The 16512-nt window shown below is 60.0% G+C and carries 17 protein-coding genes and 2 pseudogenes; 16 read left to right on the top strand and 3 right to left on the bottom strand.

What is annotated here, in order from left to right; genetic code table 11:
• Positions 1-95 precede the first annotated feature (95 nt).
• A complete protein-coding gene (locus MTAI_RS10390; RefSeq protein ID WP_027887562.1) occupies positions 96-383 on the top strand; it encodes a type II toxin-antitoxin system Phd/YefM family antitoxin in 288 nt (95 codons plus the stop codon).
• Entirely contained in the window at positions 367-642 is a 276-nt protein-coding gene (locus MTAI_RS10385; protein WP_027887561.1) for a Txe/YoeB family addiction module toxin, read from the top strand. The genes MTAI_RS10390 and MTAI_RS10385 overlap by 17 nt, the downstream gene beginning before the upstream one ends.
• 84 nt (positions 643-726) lie before the next feature.
• On the opposite strand, the gene MTAI_RS10380 is transcribed toward MTAI_RS10385, so the two are convergent.
• A complete protein-coding gene (locus MTAI_RS10380; RefSeq protein ID WP_027887560.1) occupies positions 727-1947 on the bottom strand; it encodes a vWA domain-containing protein in 1221 nt (406 codons plus the stop codon).
• An 11-nt stretch (positions 1948-1958) separates the two neighbouring features.
• Positions 1959-3380: a sigma 54-interacting transcriptional regulator gene (locus MTAI_RS10375; RefSeq protein ID WP_027887559.1), complete on the bottom strand. Its 1422-nt coding sequence runs from the start codon at positions 3378-3380 to the stop codon at positions 1959-1961.
• Between the two features lie 484 nt (positions 3381-3864).
• Between MTAI_RS10375 and MTAI_RS10370 the strand changes: the two genes are divergently transcribed.
• From MTAI_RS10370 to MTAI_RS10340, 8 genes and pseudogenes are all read left to right on the top strand, one after another.
• Positions 3865-4467 (top strand): nitroreductase family protein, encoded by a 603-nt coding sequence (locus tag MTAI_RS10370; protein ID WP_027887558.1) that lies wholly within the window; start codon positions 3865-3867, stop codon positions 4465-4467.
• Between the two features lie 287 nt (positions 4468-4754).
• Positions 4755-5498 (top strand): VOC family protein, encoded by a 744-nt coding sequence (locus MTAI_RS10365; protein ID WP_027887557.1) that lies wholly within the window; start codon positions 4755-4757, stop codon positions 5496-5498.
• 3 nt (positions 5499-5501) lie between these two features.
• Positions 5502-6437, top strand: coding sequence for an ABC transporter substrate-binding protein (locus tag MTAI_RS10360; RefSeq protein ID WP_027887556.1), 936 nt, complete (start codon positions 5502-5504; stop codon positions 6435-6437).
• Positions 6438-6447: 10 nt separating this feature from the next.
• Positions 6448-7296, top strand: a pseudogene (locus MTAI_RS15685) (ATP-binding cassette domain-containing protein); the annotation flags it as partial.
• Positions 7297-8103 (top strand): annotated as a pseudogene (locus tag MTAI_RS15680) (ABC transporter ATP-binding protein); the annotation flags it as partial.
• Between the two features lie 225 nt (positions 8104-8328).
• Positions 8329-9285: an ABC transporter substrate-binding protein gene (locus MTAI_RS10350; RefSeq protein ID WP_027887555.1), complete on the top strand. Its 957-nt coding sequence runs from the start codon at positions 8329-8331 to the stop codon at positions 9283-9285.
• Between the two features lie 2 nt (positions 9286-9287).
• Complete coding sequence (locus MTAI_RS10345) at positions 9288-9695, top strand: SRPBCC domain-containing protein (protein WP_027887554.1); 408 nt, start codon at positions 9288-9290, stop codon at positions 9693-9695.
• The gene (locus MTAI_RS10340) at positions 9692-10450 is read left to right on the top strand and encodes an ABC transporter substrate-binding protein (RefSeq protein ID WP_245453111.1); all 759 of its coding nucleotides are present in this window, start codon (positions 9692-9694) and stop codon (positions 10448-10450) included. The genes MTAI_RS10345 and MTAI_RS10340 overlap by 4 nt, the downstream gene beginning before the upstream one ends.
• Here the strand turns inward: MTAI_RS10340 and MTAI_RS10335 are convergent.
• Positions 10443-11249, bottom strand: coding sequence for an IS5 family transposase (locus MTAI_RS10335; protein ID WP_119342530.1), 807 nt, complete (start codon positions 11247-11249; stop codon positions 10443-10445). The two genes, MTAI_RS10340 and MTAI_RS10335, sit on opposite strands and share 8 nt — an antisense overlap.
• A gap of 606 nt (positions 11250-11855) precedes the next feature.
• Between MTAI_RS10335 and MTAI_RS10330 the strand changes: the two genes are divergently transcribed.
• The 6 genes from MTAI_RS10330 to MTAI_RS10305 are packed head-to-tail and all read left to right on the top strand — an operon-like array spanning position 11856 to position 16509.
• Positions 11856-12785, top strand: a complete 930-nt coding sequence (locus tag MTAI_RS10330; protein WP_027887552.1) for an ABC transporter substrate-binding protein — start codon at positions 11856-11858, stop codon at positions 12783-12785.
• Between the two features lie 3 nt (positions 12786-12788).
• Positions 12789-13154, top strand: coding sequence for a hypothetical protein (locus MTAI_RS10325; protein WP_027887551.1), 366 nt, complete (start codon positions 12789-12791; stop codon positions 13152-13154).
• Positions 13155-13171: 17 nt separating this feature from the next.
• Entirely contained in the window at positions 13172-13702 is a 531-nt protein-coding gene (locus MTAI_RS10320; protein ID WP_027887550.1) for a flavodoxin, read from the top strand.
• A gap of 46 nt (positions 13703-13748) precedes the next feature.
• Entirely contained in the window at positions 13749-14756 is a 1008-nt protein-coding gene (locus tag MTAI_RS10315) for a FecCD family ABC transporter permease (RefSeq protein ID WP_027887549.1), read from the top strand.
• Positions 14753-15577, top strand: coding sequence for an ABC transporter ATP-binding protein (locus MTAI_RS10310; protein WP_027887548.1), 825 nt, complete (start codon positions 14753-14755; stop codon positions 15575-15577). Before MTAI_RS10315 ends, MTAI_RS10310 begins: the two co-directional genes overlap by 4 nt.
• Positions 15574-16509 carry an ABC transporter substrate-binding protein gene (locus tag MTAI_RS10305; protein WP_027887547.1) on the top strand — a complete coding sequence of 312 codons (936 nt, stop codon included), beginning with the start codon at positions 15574-15576 and terminating at the stop codon, positions 16507-16509. The genes MTAI_RS10310 and MTAI_RS10305 overlap by 4 nt, the downstream gene beginning before the upstream one ends.
• Positions 16510-16512 lie beyond the last annotated feature (3 nt).

Here is a 16512-nt window from a genome sequence, read left to right as displayed (position 1 = left end):
AACGGGTAGTGTAGCCGGAAGCCAAGGGCAAAGCATGAGTGCCGACCGGTGGCCATCGCCCTCGAACTTGTACAGGTTTATTGTACAATAGGGTTATGGCTATTGAGACGAGCTACAGCTGGGCTAGAGAGCAGCTTGCCACCCTGCTCGATCGCGTAACCAACGATCTGGAGGTGGTCATCATCAACCGCCGCAACGGGAAGCGCGTGGCTATGATTGACGCCGATGAGTACGAGCGCCTTATGGAAACCGTACATTTGCTGCGCTCTCCCAAGAACGCCGAGCGGCTGTTGAAGGCGCTCGAGCAGGCTCAAAAAGGCGAGGGCCTGAAGGGCAGCGCTGCAGATCTGCGCCTCGAGGTACTGGGTGGCCAAGGCCAATAAGCCGCGCGAGGCTCTGTTCACGCCGGTCTTTCTCGAGGATCTTCGCTTCTGGGTGGATGCCGACCGCAAGGTTGCGCTCAAAATTTTCGACCTTATCGAATCGGTCTTGCGCGAACCCTTTGCTGGGATAGGAAAGCCTGAACCACTCAAATACCTTGGCCCTGGTATATGGTCACGCCGCATCACCCAGGAGCACCGCCTGGTTTACCGCGTCTCGGACGAGCGGGTTGATTTCCTGCAAGCGCGATACCATTACTAACCATTTCTCGAAGGTGGGGGGAATTTTTGCCCCAGAGAGTTCAAGCAAGGCAAAAGGTGCTCTACAGGCCTGGTCAGGTGCCGTTTAGTTCCGGCTCACCTTGCGGTTCAAGAAGTCCATCAGCACATACCGCCCGATGTTGCCGGGGGTGGTCAGGTAGGCCTTGCCCTTGGTGATCTGGGTGATTTTTTTGACGAAGGCCAGCAGCTCGGGCTCGCGGGCCAGCATGAAGGTGTGGATGGGGATGCCTTCCTTGCGGGCCAGGGTGGCCTCTTTGAGGGTCTCGGCCAGGATCACGGGGTCGAGGCCCCAGGCGTTTTTGTAGATCTGCCCCGAGGGCAGGGTGAGCGCGGAGGGCTTGCCGTCGGTAATCATGATGATCTGCTTCATCTCGCCGCTCATCTTCCTGAGCATCTTGCGGGCCAGCTTGAGGCCCTCGGCGGTGTTGGTGTGGTAAGGCCCAACCTGCACGGTAGGGAGGCGGCCCAGCGGTACTTCCTCGGCGCTGTCGTGGAAGATCCCGAAGCGTACCTGGTCGCCGGGGTACTGGGTGCGGATCAGGTGCGCCAGCCCCAGCGCCACCCGCTTGGCCGGGGTGAAGCGGTCCTCGCCGTAGAGGATCATGGAGTGGGAGCAGTCCAGCAGCACCACGGTGTTCATGGCAGCGGTGTACTCGGATAGCTCGATGGTCAGGTCGCGTTCCTCGATGTTCTCCAGCCCCTTCATCACCACCTGCTTGAGCGTCTCGCCGATGTTGATGTTGGGCTGGTCGCCGAACTCGTAGGGTTTGGTCTCGCCACTGCTCTCCACACCCGAGGCAAAGTGCCGCGTGACATGGGCGCCAGGGACGTTTTTGCCCAGGGAGCCCAGCAGGGTGCGCAGGCTCTTGAGGCCCAGAAAGTCCACCGACTTATTGGTGAGCTCCAACCGGGTCTCCTGGGCCATACCTTGCATACCCTGGCCCCGGGGGCTGGTGGGATCGTCGCCGGGCAGCCGGATGTAGCCCTCGTCTTGCAGGCGTTGCATCAGGCGCTGCAACTCCTGGCCCAGGCGGGTTTCCTGAAAGTTCCGGGCGTTTCGGGCCTCGCGCAGCCACTCCTCGGGGATGCGATCCCGTTCCAGCAGGGCTTGCAGCAGGGCGTCCATCAGGTCTTCGGCGGTGGGGGCGCGGTTGGGGTCGGGCTGGTAGCGGTTGTAGGGGTCGGAAAAGCCCGAGTCCATCAGGAAGTCCTGGATCATGTCCATCAGGTCGGCGCCGGTAAGGTCGTCGAAGCCCGGCTCGTATTTGGAGTATCGGACGCGCATACTGCTCCTTTTCAGTTGCCGCTCCCCCAGCGTTCGCGCTCCCGCTCGATGGGGGCGCTGTAGCTCTCCTCGCCGCGGGCGATCTTGCGGCGGCCGGCCAGACCCTCGAGGATGAACTCCCCGGCGGCCACCAGGGCCTCGGGGGTGGTCTGGGGCTCGAGCTTCTGGGCAGCAGCCAGCAGCCCCGGCACTTTTTCCATCTCCTTCAGCACCGCTTTGGCGCTGCCCTCGGGCAGGGTCAGGAGGTTGCCATCGGCGAAGTACTGCACGATCTCGTCTACCTGCAGGCCCCGCGCCCGCTCGCCATAAGCCAGGCCAAAGGCTTTTTGCAAGAGGTCTTTGGCCACCCGCTCGGCTCCCTGGAGTTCGCCCTCGTACTCGAGTTCGATTTTGCCGGTGATGGCCGGTAGGGCCGCGTAGAGGTCGAGGGGCCGGGCCACCGGGCGCTCCCCCAAGAGGAGGGCCCGCCGCTCGGCGTTGGAGGCCACCAGCTCCAGCAGGCTGATGGAGAGGCGCTGCGAGACCCCCGAGGTCTTGTCCACCCGCTTGTCCTCGCGGGCCACAAAGGCCACCGCCTCCGAGGCCTCGGCCACGTAGGCGGGGATGTACATCCCTTCCTCGCGGGCAATCCAGGCCTCCTGCCGCGTGATGGAAAGGCCCTCCTCGAGGGTGCGGGGGTAGTGGGTGCGGATCTCCGAGCCGATGCGGTCTTTGAGGGGCGTGACGATCTTGCCCCGGGCGGTGTAGTCCTGGGGGTTGGCGGTGAAGGCGATCCAGACGTCGAGCTCGAGGCGCACCGGGTAGCCCCGGATCTGCACATCACCCTCTTGCAGGATGTTGAAGAGCGCCACCTGCACCTTGGGGGCCAGGTCGGCCACCTCGTTGATGGCGAAGATACCGCGGTTGGCGCGGGGCAGGAGGCCGTAGTGCACGGCCTCGAGGTCGGCCAGCCCGGTGCCGCGCTTGGCGGCCTTGATGGGGTCAATGTCGCCCAGAATATCGGCCACGGTGGTGTCGGGGGTGGCCAGCTTTTCCACGTAACGTTCCGAGCGGGGAATCCAGACGATGGGGGCCTCGTCGCCGGCCTCCTCCAGCAGGCGCTTGGCCTCGGCCGAGAGGGGGAAGAGGGGGTTGTCGCGGATCTCGGTGGGCAGGGCCGGTACCTCGTCGTCCAGCAGCTCGGTTAGCTGGCGCAAGATGCGGCTTTTGGCCTGCCCGCGCAAACCCAGAAGAATGAAGTTGTGCCGGGCCAGGATGGCATTGACCAGGTGGGGAATCACCGAGTCGTTGTAGCCCTGGATGCCGGGGAAAAGCCGCTCACCCGCGCGGAGCTTGGCGATCAGGTTCTCCCGTGCTTCGTCCTTTACGCTGCGGCGGAGTTTCTCCAGGGGGTAGGTGCGCTTGAGTTCGCCGAGGGTTCGGGCCTTGGTCATGGGTCAAGTTTAGTCCTGCCTGTGCCAAGACTGTGTAAATCAGATTGGTATTGAGCAATACCAGATTCGGTTGGTTTGATGCCAGAAGGCGGCGAACCCACCCGAGCGGGATACACTTTCTTTGCCAAGCGCAGCGGAGGGCTGCAAAAAGCTGGCCTCTGGGGGTCTTTGCCACGGTTGGCTATCTTTGGGAAGCCGGCACAAATCGCTTTTAGCCCTAAAGCACACCAGGCCTGGGCGCGGGTGCTTTTACCTACTGAGAATGGTTATCATTTTTATATTGATAAAATCCGACTGGAATAGTTGACTTTTGCGGATTGGTGATTTTACACTGTGGTCGTTGTGAAGGCTGAATACCCCTTGCAGGACTTGGTAAACAGCTTGCTCCTGTGGTGAAAAGCCCTCCCAACCCCAACGGCCTGCTCGAAAGAAGCCTCAATCTTTCCGCCTGTTCTTGCAGAACGCAGGCCACGGAGGTGTTCTAATGATAGAAGACACGGCCCTACCCGCGGAGTTGGAAATGCTCATGGACGTTATCCGTAGGCGCCGCAGCATCTCCCAAGACCAGCTTTCTCCCGAGCCCATCCCAATGGAATACATCCGGTGGATGCTCGAGGCTGCAAACTACGCCCCAACCCACGGCCTAACCGAGCCCTGGCGTTTTACGGTTTTTAGCGGCGAAGAGAGGCGCGCCTTGGGTGAAGCGTTTGCCCAGAGCTACCGCCTGGCGTTTACCGGTGAGGCCTTTCAGGAATCGGCCTGGATTGCCCAGAAGGAACGGGTCTGGAAGGCGCCGGTCTGGATCTCGATCGGTGTGCGGGTAGGCACCCATCCCAAGATTCCCGAGTGGGAAGAGATAGCGGCTGTGGCCTGCGCGGTACAGAATGCACATCTGGTTGCGGCCAGCCTGGGTTTGGGGGCTTTCTGGACCTCTGGGCTGCCAGTGCGGCACGAAAATACCGCCCGCTTTGTGGGCCTGGAGCCGCCCGATAAACTGCTGGGTTTCCTGTATGTTGGCCGCCCGGCGATTCCCTGGCCAAAAGCCCGCCGCAGACCGTGGGAAGAGAAAGTGGTCTGGAGGGGTTAGGGGTGTTGGGTGTGCCCAGCCAAGCCCTGCCACCCCCTCAGATGGTGGTTCAGGGCGGCCGACGTTTGCTAAAACCCCAGGCGGCTTGCTGGGGGCAAGGTTTTGCAGGTAAGTTGGGTGCGCCTTGCGCCCAAAATCCGACTAATCTGGGTGGAGAAATCGTTTTTAAGACCAGGGCCGCGCGGCTGCATAGTGCGCGGACTGGGTGGAGCCCTGTCTTAAAGCTGGGCCCCAGATTTCTGGGTGGTTTGAGGCCAGGCTTGGTGTGGCGGGTAAGGGGGATGTGAATGCTTGAATTTCGCGTTTCCCATGTCCTGCTTCGCTTTGAGAACCTCGAGGCGGCCGTACAAAACTTCCGCGATCTCGGGTTTGCAGTGGTGCGCAGCCCCCATTGGGGCGGGGCCTGGATATACCTGCCCGATGGCGTATTGCTGGAGTTCTTACCGCACCAGGGCGGACTGGAACGCTTCCTGGCTCGAGGAGGGGAGATTCTGCAAAGCCGCCTAAGCCAATACGGGCAGCGCCGCTTGCTGGACTTTTGCCTTACCCCAAAAGCTTCTTTTGCTGAACTCGAGGCCCACCTTCGGGCCCAGGATCTGAGCTATGAGACCCTAGGTGGATGGTGCCCGCATCTGGCCCTGCCCTGGTTTCCACTGCCCCTGCTGTTCAATCCACTGATGCCACAGCCCATCCACCTTCCATCCCAGCACCCCAATGGGGTGGTGGGACTGCACGCGCTTTGTTTACATACCCCCAACCTGCTGGGTCAAACCCTCCGCTTTCGCCGGCTTTTAGGGCAGCAAGGGTTTTTTGAGAACACTGCCCAAGGGCGGCGTGCCATTTTTACCATTGGAGCGCATCTGCTGTACCTGCAGACCTCGATTGAAGAGGGTTTACAAACACTCATCCTGCGCACCCGTCATCCGCTCGAGGGCAGGCTGGATCGGGCCCAGACCCAGGGCGTGGCAATTCACCTTCTGGGCGATCCCGTCCTTGAGCCTGTCCTCGGGGATGAGAAAGGAGAACGATGAACGATGATAAGGAACCTGATTATTGTAGCCTTTTGCTGGAGTCTGCTAGCCAGTGCACAGACCGCCTACCCACTGACCATTCGGCACGATGCGGGCGAAACCACGATCGTAAAAAAGCCCGAGCGCGTGGTGGCCCTGGGAGAGGAGTTATTAGAACTCTTGATACCCCTGGGCATAAAGCCGGTTGGCTATGGTTCTAGCCGAATACAGGCTGCCCGGCCGGGCGAAGTGGTCAGCGGCCTTACTTACTACTCGCCCAGCCAGCTTGGCCCCGCCATCTATGTGGGCAACTCCATGCAACCCTCGCTAGAGGCCGTGCTCTCACTCAAGCCCGACCTAATACTGGTCTGGGGAACCTCGGAGGCCATAGAGGGCTTGAAGAAAATAGCTCCGGTACTGGCTTGGGAGTTTAACCGCGATCCGGTTACCGGGTGGCGCACGGCTTTTTTAGAAACTGCAAGGGCCCTCAATCAAACCCAGCAGGCTCAAAAAGTTCTGCGCGATTACGATGCCCAGATGCGGGTTTGGCGCGGGCGGCTGGCTCCTTTTGTGGCGAAGAACCCTCGTGTTACCTCGCTTTTTCTGTACAACGAGCAGTTTACCGGGGTGTTTGGTCCAAAGTTCAACTACTCCATCGCGCTGACCCGGTTAGGTTTTCGTCTGGCCAACGTACCGGGCGTGGAGATCAAAGATGGTTCGTATCAGCCGGTCTCGCCGGAAGCCCTTGCTACCATAAACCGAAGCAACACCGACTTTGTCCTGTACCTACGGGCCAAAACCCCCGATGGCCGGTATCCGGAACTGACCAGTGAGCGTGTGCTCAAAGCAACACAGGTGCCCTTGTACCGCTACGAGCTGGATGTGCAAGAGCCCCAGGGGGGCCCCATCACCGACCTGCGGAGGGCGGAAAAAATAGCCCGTTTGCTGTTGGGACGCTGAAAGGAGCTACATGAAGCAGGAACGAATACTGGAAGTCAGCCAGCTAACAGTTGAGTTCACCACCGATAACGGGGTGGTTCAGGCCGTGCGCGACCTGTCCTTCCACATTGATAAAGGCGAGACGCTGGCGGTGGTTGGGGAGTCGGGGTCGGGCAAAAGTGTAACCAGCTTAGCCATCATGCGACTCATACCCAGCCCGCCGGGGCGGATTGTATCCGGCCAGGTCTGGTTTCGGGGCAAGGATGGGCAGCCGAAGGATCTAATCGGTCTGACGGAAGCGCAGATGCGCCGCATTCGCGGGAACGACATCGCCATGATTTTTCAGGAACCGATGACCTCGCTAAACCCGGTCTACACCGTGGGTGACCAGATTGTGGAGGCCATCCGGCTCCATCAGGGAAAAAGCCGCCAGGAGGCCAAGGCCCTGGCTATAGAGATGCTCAACCTGGTGGAAATTCCCGATCCACACCGGCGATTTGCAGATTATCCCCACCAGATGTCTGGAGGTATGCGGCAGCGGGTCATGATCGCCATGGCGCTTTCCTGCAAGCCCAGCCTGCTGATTGCCGATGAGCCCACTACCGCGTTGGATGTGATTATTCAGGCCCAGATTCTGGAGCTGATTAACAAGCTTAAGTCGGAGATCCAGACCAGCGTGCTCTTTATCACCCACGATCTCGGGGTGGTGGCCGAGATGGCCGATCGAGTGGTGGTTATGCAGCACGGGGTTAAGGTGGAAGAGGGGGGGGTTAAAGAGATTTTCGCGACCCCTAAAGAAGCTTACACCCAGCGTCTCATCGCCTCTGTTCCACGCATTGACATGGCTAGACCGGCCCCGCCCAAACAAGAGGAGCCGCCCGTACTCCTGGAAATTGAGCACCTGCAGAAATGGTTTCCGCTACGGGGTGGCCTGCTAAACCGTGTTCAGGGCTATGTAAAGGCTGTATCCGACGTGAGCCTGAAAATACACAAGGGAGAGGTGCTGGGTCTGGTGGGTGAAAGCGGTTCCGGTAAGACCACGGTAGGCCGGTGCATCTTGCGGCTGATTGAGCCCACGGGCGGCCGCATCATATTTGATGGGCAGGACATCACCCATCTGCCAAAGCACGAGCTGCGGCCGTTGCGCCGGCGGCTACAGATAATCTTCCAGGATCCTTTCGCCAGCTTAAACCCGCGCATGACCGTGGGGGATATCCTGGCTGAGCCTTTGCTAATTCACAATACCCACAAAACAGCCGCAGCGCGCAACCAGCGGGTGGCTGAACTGCTGGAGATGGTGCAGCTCGATCCCGATATGGCCCGCCGTTACCCGCACGAGTTTTCTGGTGGGCAACGCCAGCGCATCGGTATCGCACGAGCCCTGGCGCTCAACCCCGACTTTATTGTGGCCGATGAGTGTGTTTCTGCATTGGATGTCTCCATTCGTGCAGAAATTCTCGAGCTGATCAGGGAACTAAAGAAAACCCTGGGGCTGACCTTGCTTTTCATCTCGCACGACCTGGCCGTGGTAGAGAGCATCTCGGATCGGGTGGCGGTTATGTATAGGGGGCGTTTGGTAGAACTGGCGGATGCTCACACCATCTACCGGAACCCGCAGGACGACTACACCAAGGCCCTGCTCTCGGCCGTGCCCATTCCTGATCCGACCGTAAAGCGGACGCGCGTTCCCTGGGATCCCGAAGCCTATCAGCGCAGGCTGGATACAACGCCGGCCTAGGGCTTTGTGCGGGCTGAAGGCTGAGTAGCTACCGCGGTCGCGGTGCCTGGCCCGGAATAAGGCCGATAAATCCGAGTGGAATACTTGACTTTGCAAGCCAACACCCAATAGACTTCCCTTTGCCAATGCCGCTCGAGTGCAGCACAGAAGCGCTTGCCAAAAGAGGAGCAAACAGTGAAAAAAGCAATCTTGGTGGTACTTTTTGGTTTTTTGTGTGTAGCGCTGGCCCAGGGTGCTTTTCCCCTGACCATCAAACACGACGAAGGCAGCGTGACCCTAAATAAAACCCCACAGCGCGTGGTGGTTTTGGATGAAGAAGCCCTGGGGTGGCTGACGGCCCTGGGCGTTTCCGACCGAATTGTGGGCCTGGGTAGCGCCTACCTTACGCCAGCCGATGTCGAGGCCGGGCGGGTAAAACCAGAGGTTCTGAGGAAGGGTTTTTTGGCCCGTGCCCGCCTGAACAATCCGGTGTATGTGGGTAGCTGGATCCAGCCGAACCTCGAGACCATTCTGGCTTTGAAGCCCGATCTCATCGTGCGTTTGACCTGGCAGGGCAACCAACACTACGACAAGCTCTCGGCTATCGCGCCCACCATTGGCTACCAAGAGGGGGGCGAGGGGTTCTGGCAGCGGGGGCTCCGCGACCTGGGGCGGATTTTTGGCCGCACTGCCCAGGCCGAGGCGATTATCGAGCAGGTAGCGGTAAACAACCGGCGCAACGCCGCCCGGCTGAGGGCCGCCGGTGTCTTCCAGAAGTACCCCAAGGCGGTGGTTATTGCACCTTTTGCCGGAGGGGCCAACTGGATTTACACCGGGGTACGGCTGATGCCAGACCTGCGCGAGCTGGGCTTCAAGGATGGCTTTACCCCGGAAAAGATCACCCTCAATGTCGGGGCCCCTATCAGCGATGAGGCCTTGCTCTCCTTAGATAAAGAGACCCTGGTGGTGGTGTTTCCTCCGGGCGGTCAGTACGACGGTTCCAAAGCGTTTTTTGAAAGCCCTGTGGGCAAACGCCTGAAAGACCAGAGCATTCTTTACCTTCCCGAGGCCTATAGCCCCTACAGCGGCCCGCTGGTGAGCCTGCGCAACTCCAACGACCTAACCCGGTTGATCCTGGAGAAGGTGCGCTGACGATGGTTTCTGTTCGCGTTGAAAGCAGTCTGCTGATCTCCTGTGAGCGCGATCGGGTTTGGGCTGTTCTGACCGATTTTGAGCTGGCCCCGCGTTGGATCAAAAACACCCTACTGCGCCTCGAGGGTTCTTTGTGCGAGGGGGCTGAGCTCTACTTTAGCTTCCCCAAGCACCCGCGCTTTCCTGGTAGGCTCACCCGCTTACAGCCGCCCGAGGTATTCGGCCTGAGCTTCGCTACAAGGGAGTTCTTGTTTACCTTGCGGGAGGTGGATGGTCATACCGAGGTGCACTGCTCGATGGAAACCCCGCATTATGCCAGATACACCCTCGAGAACCTGGAGCGTGGCAATCAAAAGATTTGCCAAGCCATGCTCAGGCATCTGAAAGGCTTGGTAGAGGAAACCACATGAAAAGAGCGTTGGTACTATTTGCTATGGCAGGTCTGGCTGCGACGGCGCTGGCCCAGACCTGCCAGGGCCGCCTGGTTCAGCATGCGATGGGCGAAACCTGCGTGCCCAAGGTGGCTCAGCGGGTTGTGGTGTTAGACACCGGAGAACTCGACAGCGCGCTGGCCCTGGGCGTTAAGCCGGTTGGGGCGGTCACCGCGCCGGGCCAGCCTTTCCAGGGCTACTTGCTGAGCCTAACCGAAGGAATCCAGTCGGTGGGCACCATCCAGCAGCCTAATTTGGAAAAAATACTGGCCCTGAAGCCCGACCTGATTCTCAGCAACAAGTTGCGGCATGGTCAGATTTATCCACAGCTTTCGCGCATTGCCCCAACCGTAATGGCCGAGACGGTGGGGGTGGTTTGGAAGGACAACCTGCTCCTGGTGGGGGAAGCCCTGGGGCGCAGCACCCAGGCCAAGGTGTTGCTAGCCCAGTACCAACGACGGGTCACCCAGTTGCGCAACCGCCTGGGGGGTCGTGGACACCTGCCCAGTGTGAGTATGGTGCGTTTCGTTCCAGGCCAGATTCGCCTGTACTGCAAGGCCAACTTTATTGGCACCATTCTGGCGGATATAGGCTTGCCCAGGCCCAAAAGCCAGGACAGCGACAAATTCGCCGAATTTATCTCCCAGGAGCGCATTGCCGATATGGATGCCGATTACATCTTTTATGCTGCCTATGGGGATCCCAACCAAACTGAGCTAGAGCCTGCTAACTAGCTGTTCGTAAAAGCTCCACAGTTTTCGCTGTCATCAGAATCGAAAAAGCCAACCAGTGCCAACCTCGCAAGGTCTCAGCCAGCCGCTCATAGTCTCGCGCCAGCCTGCGAAACCGGGATGTCCAGGCAAACGAACGTTCCACCACCCAACGCTTCGGCAGCAGCACGAATCCTCGTTTGGCCCCTTCCACCTTGACCACACACAGGGCGATGCCTTCCGCCTCTGCCGCTTGTGCCGCTTCCTCCCCAGTGTAACCCTGATCCACAAAGGCCACTTCCACCTGCTCCCCCGTCACTTCCTGCACCTGTTGACTGAGGGCTCCCACCTGGGCCCGTTCCTGTTCACTGGCCGCCGTTACTACCAGGGCCAGCAGATGCCCCAGGGTATCTACCGCCAGGTGAACTTTGCTTCCCTTGCGTCGTTTGTACCCATCGTATCCGGCCCGCTCCCCACTTTGCGGGGTGGACTGTAGGGTGCGAGCATCGTAGATGGCAGCGCTGGGATGGGCGGCTTTGCCCTGGAGCATTCGCAGGGTCATGCGCAGGTCGTGTACCAGGTCTTCGAAGACCCCCCGGTTCATCCAGCGGTAGGCTTGCGCCTGAACGATATGGGGGGGTGGGAAGTCGTGGGGCAGGTAGTCCCACTGAGCACCGGTTCGAACCATCCAGCGCAGGGCGTTGAACACTTCGCGCAGGTCGTACTTGCGCTGGGGTGCTTCCAGCGGGGCGAGGGTCAAATAGGGCAGCACCAGAGCCCATTCCTCATCACGGACGTCCGATGGGTAAGCACGGCGGTTCATGCTCTAAACATAACTGCAGTGCCTGATTTGGGTAAGGTGGTTTGTAGATTCTAAACGCGGTGCTAAACCATCCCCTGTGGCGCCGCTTATCTGCGGTGCAGCGTGGACGGGCCATCCGGGTTGAGGACGACCACTGGTATCTGGGTATAGGGCCGCTCGCAGCCGGCCGGGTGCTAGATGATCTGGAACGGTTCTTGTTAAGAACCCCCTAGTTTATAAGGAGACTGCGCAAACCACCCTAACTAAACGCTGACGAGCTCTATTTAGGGCTTTCCAAGGAACGACCATGCAGAGAAGACATCCCCCGAATCCGGGCTGCTCTGTACAGGTTGGGCGCACGGCGCCCGGCGGCCAGGCCCCTGGCGCCCGGGTTTTGGGGGATGTATCTGCTCCTAAGGCCATCCCGCAGGGTGGGTGCATTGGGAGCAAGCCTTTCAGGTCGTGCCAGGAACCCCGCACAACGGCTGTCAGGATACATGGGAAGAGCGTTCCCATCGAAGGTTTTACCGCAAAGGAGGTGAGTGGGTGTGGCCGCCTGAGGGCGGCCTGGGGGCGATCCCCTGTCGGTACTTGCCCAGGGGTTCTAGCGCCCCAGACCCCAATCGGATGAAGCGATTAATTTCCGGGTTTCTGTTTATTCTGGCCTCGCTGGCTGCTGCCCAGGCTTGCACAGGCCGGCTTGTGCAACATGCTTTGGGTGAGACCTGTGTGACAGGTACCCCTAAGCGGGTGGTGGCCCTGGAATGGACCTACGTCGAATACCTGCTGGCGCTGGGGGTACAGCCGGCGGCCATGGCCGATATTCGCGGTTACCATGAGTGGGTCAAGATCCCGGTTGCGCTCGACCGCAGTGTGCCCGATGTGGGTACCCGCCAGCAGCCCAGCCTCGAGCGAATTGCGGCCATTAAGCCCGACCTGATTCTGGCACCCAGCTTTCGGGTCACCCAGACCTATGGCCGGCTTTCCCAAATAGCGCCTACCATTGCTTTTAATCCGTTTCCTGAGGATGGCAGCAGCCAGTTTGACCGCGTCTTGCGGGATTTTCAGACTGTAGCAGAACTGGTGGGTAAAGGCGATCAGGGCCGCCGGGTGCGGATTCAGATGGAGACCCGCTTTGCCCAGGCTCGGCGGCTCCTCGAGCAGGCCAAGCGCAGTGGTGAGAGCTTTGTTCTGGTGCAAGCTTTTACCAGCCAGAACGTGGGCACCATGCGGCTTTTTACCCGCAACAGCATCGCTTCTGAAATTCTCGAGCGCATTGGTTTGAAAAACGCCTGGTCGGATCGCCCCCAAGTGTACGGCTACAGCACGATGGGGCTGGAAGGCCTGGCTTCTATTAAGGCCGATAACTTTTTTTACATCGTGCAGGATGATGACAACGTCTTTTTAAGCCCCAGCGTGGAGCCTTTGTGGAAGAACCTGGAACCTGTCAGGAATAACCGGGCTTACCGGCTCTCCGGTCAGACCTGGACCTTCGGCGGCCCCCTTTCGGCCGAGACCCTGGTGAACGCGGTTATCACTGCCATGTTGCGTAGGTGAGCTATGTGCAACCACACCCGGATCATCGCAAAGCTTTCGGAGTACCGCTTTGTCGGCTATTGCAACTGTTGCGACGGCATCATTCATCTGGCCTGGGATAATCTCACCCTGCACCTAGCCCCCAAGGATTTTGCCCGCCTCGAGGATTTCTTGGCCTCCAACCGCACCCTATCGGAGCCCAGGCAGGACGGTTTCCTCGAGGCCAGTCCACAGGCCCGTGCCACCCGGTTGTGGATAGGGAACGTCGGCCTTCGATTGGAGCCGCTCGAGTGGGCCGAACTTCGGCACCTTTGCTTTGTAGCCCGGCAGCGCTTGCGTCAATCCCCTCCGATGGCCCAGGGGGAAGCGGCCTGGCGCATGATCAACTGAGAGGCAGGAAAGATCAGATGAAAATCGCCATTTTTTACGGTTCCACCTACGGCAATACTGCGGCGGCGGCGGAAAAGATAAGTTTTTATCTGGGCCAGATGGGCCTCGAGCACGACCTGAAGGACATTGCCCATAGCCAGGTGGAGGAGCTGGTGGCCTACGACAAGCTGCTGCTGGGCTGCTCTACCTGGAACATCGGTGAGCTGCAGGATGACTGGCAGGCCCAGTGGAGCCGGCTCGAGCGCCTGGATTTCCATGGTAAGCAGGTCGCGCTTTTCGGCGCCGGTGACCAGCTTGGCTACGGCGATAGCTTCCAGGATGCGCTGGGTATCCTGGCCGACATGCTCGAAGAGCGCGGGGCCGAGCTGGTGGGCTTTTGGTCGGTTGAGGGATATGAACATTTCAAATCCCGGGGCCAACGCGGTGAACACTTCGTTGGCCTGGCTTTGGACGACGATAATCAGCCCCACCTGACCGATACGCGCATCCAGCGCTGGGTGGCGCAGGTGGTGCAGGAGATGGGGCTTATAGCGGGGGTTAGAGGGTGAAGGCCCCGAACCAGGGGGGTCTTCGTACCCCAGGGGTGTTGTCCCTATGAAGGCCGCACGGGCTGGCCTGAAACTCGCAATCATCCCTCTGCTAACCCTGGGGCTGGTGGTGGTCGGTATCGCCGCGCTAGGGGTGGGGGCGGTGCGCATGAGCTTGGCCGAGGTGCTGCAAGCCCTGGGCAACCTGGGAAATGCCGACGATACCCATGGCCGCATCCTCTACGATTTGCGCATGCCGCGCATCCTGGTGGGGGCTCTGTGCGGGGCTATGTTTGCTGCCTCCGGGGCCATCTTGCAGGGTGTTGTGCGCAACCCGCTGGCCTCGCCAGACATTGTGGGCGTGGCGGCTGGGGCAGGTCTGGCGGCAGTCTTTACCCTGATTCTGCTACCCCAGGCCCCGCTCTGGGCCCTGCCGGTGGGCGCCTGCCTGGGGGGGTTCTTAGCCTTTGTGCTGGTCTACCTGCTTTCTATCAGAACCGGGGAGGTGTTGCCTATACGCCTGGCCCTGATTGGTGTGGCGGTAGAAGCCTCGCTGGACGCTTTGCGTCGCTTGATTCTGGTGCGGGCCGATGATGGGGTGGCCCAGGCCCTAACTTTCCTGGTGGGTACGGTGTACGGGGCGGACTGGGAACGCCTCTGGCGGGTGCTGCCTTTTGCGCTTCTCCTTATCCCGTTGGCGCTGATCCTTCATCAGAAGCTTGACGTGCTCAGTTTTGGTGATTCCACTGCCAAGAGCCTGGGTATGCGCTTGGAGCTGGGCCGGCTGGTGGCCCTTTTGCTGGGGGTGGCCCTGGCCTCCGTGGCTGTGACAGGGACGGGCATTCTGGGCTTCGTGGGCCTGATTGCGCCCCATGCGGCCCGTTTGCTGGTGAGCTCGAGGTTCCATTTACTACTGCCGGCCTCTTTACTGCTGGGGGCCATCCTGGTGGTTGTGGCAGACACCCTGGCTCGAGGGTTGGTGCCGCCTTTAGAGATACCTGCCGGGCTGCTGACCACCCTGGTGGGTGCGCCTTATTTCCTGTATCTAATGCGAAGGGTAGGACGAGCACGATGAATCTATCCACCAATCGGCTATACCTGGGCTACGATGGACGCCTGATCGTCGAGGATCTTAATCTTTCCATTGCACCGGGGCAGATATCGGTCTTGATTGGGCCTAACGGTTGTGGAAAGTCCACAATTTTGCGATCACTGGCCCGGCTCTTACCGCCCAGGCAGGGTTCTGTGCTGCTGGATGGAAAGATGATCCAGCACCTTCCGACCAAGGTGGTAGCTAAAAAACTGGCGATACTGCCTCAGATGCCACAGGCCCCCGAGGGGCTGAGCGTGGAGCAGTTGGTGTGGTTTGGGCGCTATCCCTACCAGTCTGCCCTGGGTGGGCGCACTCAATCCGATCGGGAAGCGGTGGAGTGGGCCCTGGCCCAGACCGGCATGACGGTTTTTGCCAGCCGCGCCCTGGAGACCCTATCGGGGGGGCAGCGCCAGCGGGCCTGGATAGCCATGGCCTTGGCCCAGCAGACCCCCATTTTGCTGCTCGATGAGCCTACTACCTACCTCGACCTCAGCCACCAGCTGGAGGTGCTGCATTTGCTGGTGCGGCTCAACCGGGAGGAAGGTAAGACAGTGGTCATGGTGCTGCACGACCTCAATCAGGCCTCCCGCTTTGCTCATCAGTTGATTGTGGTGAATGGGGGGCGGGTGGTGGCCCAGGGGCTGCCCGAGGAGGTGCTGAACGAGCAAATACTCCGGGAAGTATTTGGCCTTAAGGCGCATTTCTTGCAGGATCCAGAGACCGGCCGGCCCTACTGCATTCCCTACGCCCTTGCACGCAAGGAGCCTCTAATAGTGGACGAACGAGTGGAGGAGAAAGCATGATAAACCGCCTGCTGGCGTTGCTGGTTCTAAGTGGTTTGGCCTTGGCTCAGATTCAAGTTCGTCACGATCTGGGTACCCTGAGCCTGGGCGCACCCGCAAAGCGGGTGGTGGTTTTGGAGTACAGTTTTCTGGACACGCTAATAGCTTTGGGGGTTCCCCCTGTGGGTGCGGCCATTGGAACACAGGGGGGTGATCGGGGGGTGCCGCCGTACCTGCGAAGCCGGGTGGTTGGAGTAACCTCGGTTGGCTCGAGGGCGGTGCCCAGCCTGGAAGCGATTCTGGCGTTGCAACCGCAGGTCATTATTGCCGATACCTTTGTACACAGGGACCTGATTCCCCAGCTCCAGCGCATTGCCCCGGTGGTGGCTTTTTCTTCCCGGCGAGGAAGTTTCGATGACCTGAACAAACAGGTGGTAGAAATGGGTCGCTTGGTAGGGCGTGAGGCCCAGGCGCAGAAACTTCTACAGGATCAGGAGCGCCTGCTCCTCAAAGCGCGTGCTTTTGCAAACCCCAAAGCCCCTCCGCTGCTCCTTGCGGTAGCCACCCCCGATAGTTTTACCGTGCACACCAACGAGAGCTTCATCGGCTCCCTACTAGAACACCTGGGGCGCAAAAGTCTGGCTAAACCTCAAAACAACCAAACCCAGTACCAGGTGGGATTGGAAGGCCTGGTCGCCCTCAATCCAGCCACCTTGGTGGTGTTTACTGCGCCTGATGAAACCCCGGTTGTGCGAGGTTGGGCGCGCAACCCCTTGTGGTCTCGACTGGAAGCGGCCCAGCGGGGGCGGATTTACGAGTTCGATCGAGACAACTGGACCCGCGGTCGGGGGCCCCTGGCCACCCGCTTTATCCTGGCCGAACTGATTGACAGCGGCTTGCTGGCTGATAAACCCGCTAGCGGAGCCTACAGCTTCAAGATGCCCACCCCATAAACC

Source organism: Meiothermus taiwanensis WR-220 (assembly GCF_003568585.1).
Taxonomy (GTDB): domain Bacteria; phylum Deinococcota; class Deinococci; order Deinococcales; family Thermaceae; genus Meiothermus; species Meiothermus taiwanensis.
This window is presented reverse-complemented; position numbering and strand designations above follow the sequence as displayed.

Excerpts from the sequence above, each read along its gene's own strand:
- MTAI_RS10335 (WP_119342530.1), bottom strand. The coding sequence starts at position 11,249 with ATGAACCGCCGTGCTTACCCATCGGACGTCCGTGATGAGGAATGGGCT.
- MTAI_RS10305 (WP_027887547.1), top strand. The coding sequence starts at position 15,574 with ATGATAAACCGCCTGCTGGCGTTGCTGGTTCTAAGTGGTTTGGCCTTG.
- MTAI_RS10370 (WP_027887558.1), top strand. The coding sequence starts at position 3,865 with ATGATAGAAGACACGGCCCTACCCGCGGAGTTGGAAATGCTCATGGAC.
- MTAI_RS10375 (WP_027887559.1), bottom strand. The coding sequence starts at position 3,380 with ATGACCAAGGCCCGAACCCTCGGCGAACTCAAGCGCACCTACCCCCTG.
- MTAI_RS10340 (WP_245453111.1), top strand. The coding sequence starts at position 9,692 with ATGAAAAGAGCGTTGGTACTATTTGCTATGGCAGGTCTGGCTGCGACG.
- MTAI_RS10310 (WP_027887548.1), top strand. The coding sequence starts at position 14,753 with ATGAATCTATCCACCAATCGGCTATACCTGGGCTACGATGGACGCCTG.
- MTAI_RS10330 (WP_027887552.1), top strand. The coding sequence starts at position 11,856 with ATGAAGCGATTAATTTCCGGGTTTCTGTTTATTCTGGCCTCGCTGGCT.
- MTAI_RS10390 (WP_027887562.1), top strand. The coding sequence starts at position 96 with ATGGCTATTGAGACGAGCTACAGCTGGGCTAGAGAGCAGCTTGCCACC.
- MTAI_RS10325 (WP_027887551.1), top strand. The coding sequence starts at position 12,789 with ATGTGCAACCACACCCGGATCATCGCAAAGCTTTCGGAGTACCGCTTT.
- MTAI_RS10320 (WP_027887550.1), top strand. The coding sequence starts at position 13,172 with ATGAAAATCGCCATTTTTTACGGTTCCACCTACGGCAATACTGCGGCG.
- MTAI_RS10365 (WP_027887557.1), top strand. The coding sequence starts at position 4,755 with ATGCTTGAATTTCGCGTTTCCCATGTCCTGCTTCGCTTTGAGAACCTC.
- MTAI_RS10380 (WP_027887560.1), bottom strand. The coding sequence starts at position 1,947 with ATGCGCGTCCGATACTCCAAATACGAGCCGGGCTTCGACGACCTTACC.
- MTAI_RS10360 (WP_027887556.1), top strand. The coding sequence starts at position 5,502 with ATGATAAGGAACCTGATTATTGTAGCCTTTTGCTGGAGTCTGCTAGCC.
- MTAI_RS10345 (WP_027887554.1), top strand. The coding sequence starts at position 9,288 with ATGGTTTCTGTTCGCGTTGAAAGCAGTCTGCTGATCTCCTGTGAGCGC.
- MTAI_RS10315 (WP_027887549.1), top strand. The coding sequence starts at position 13,749 with ATGAAGGCCGCACGGGCTGGCCTGAAACTCGCAATCATCCCTCTGCTA.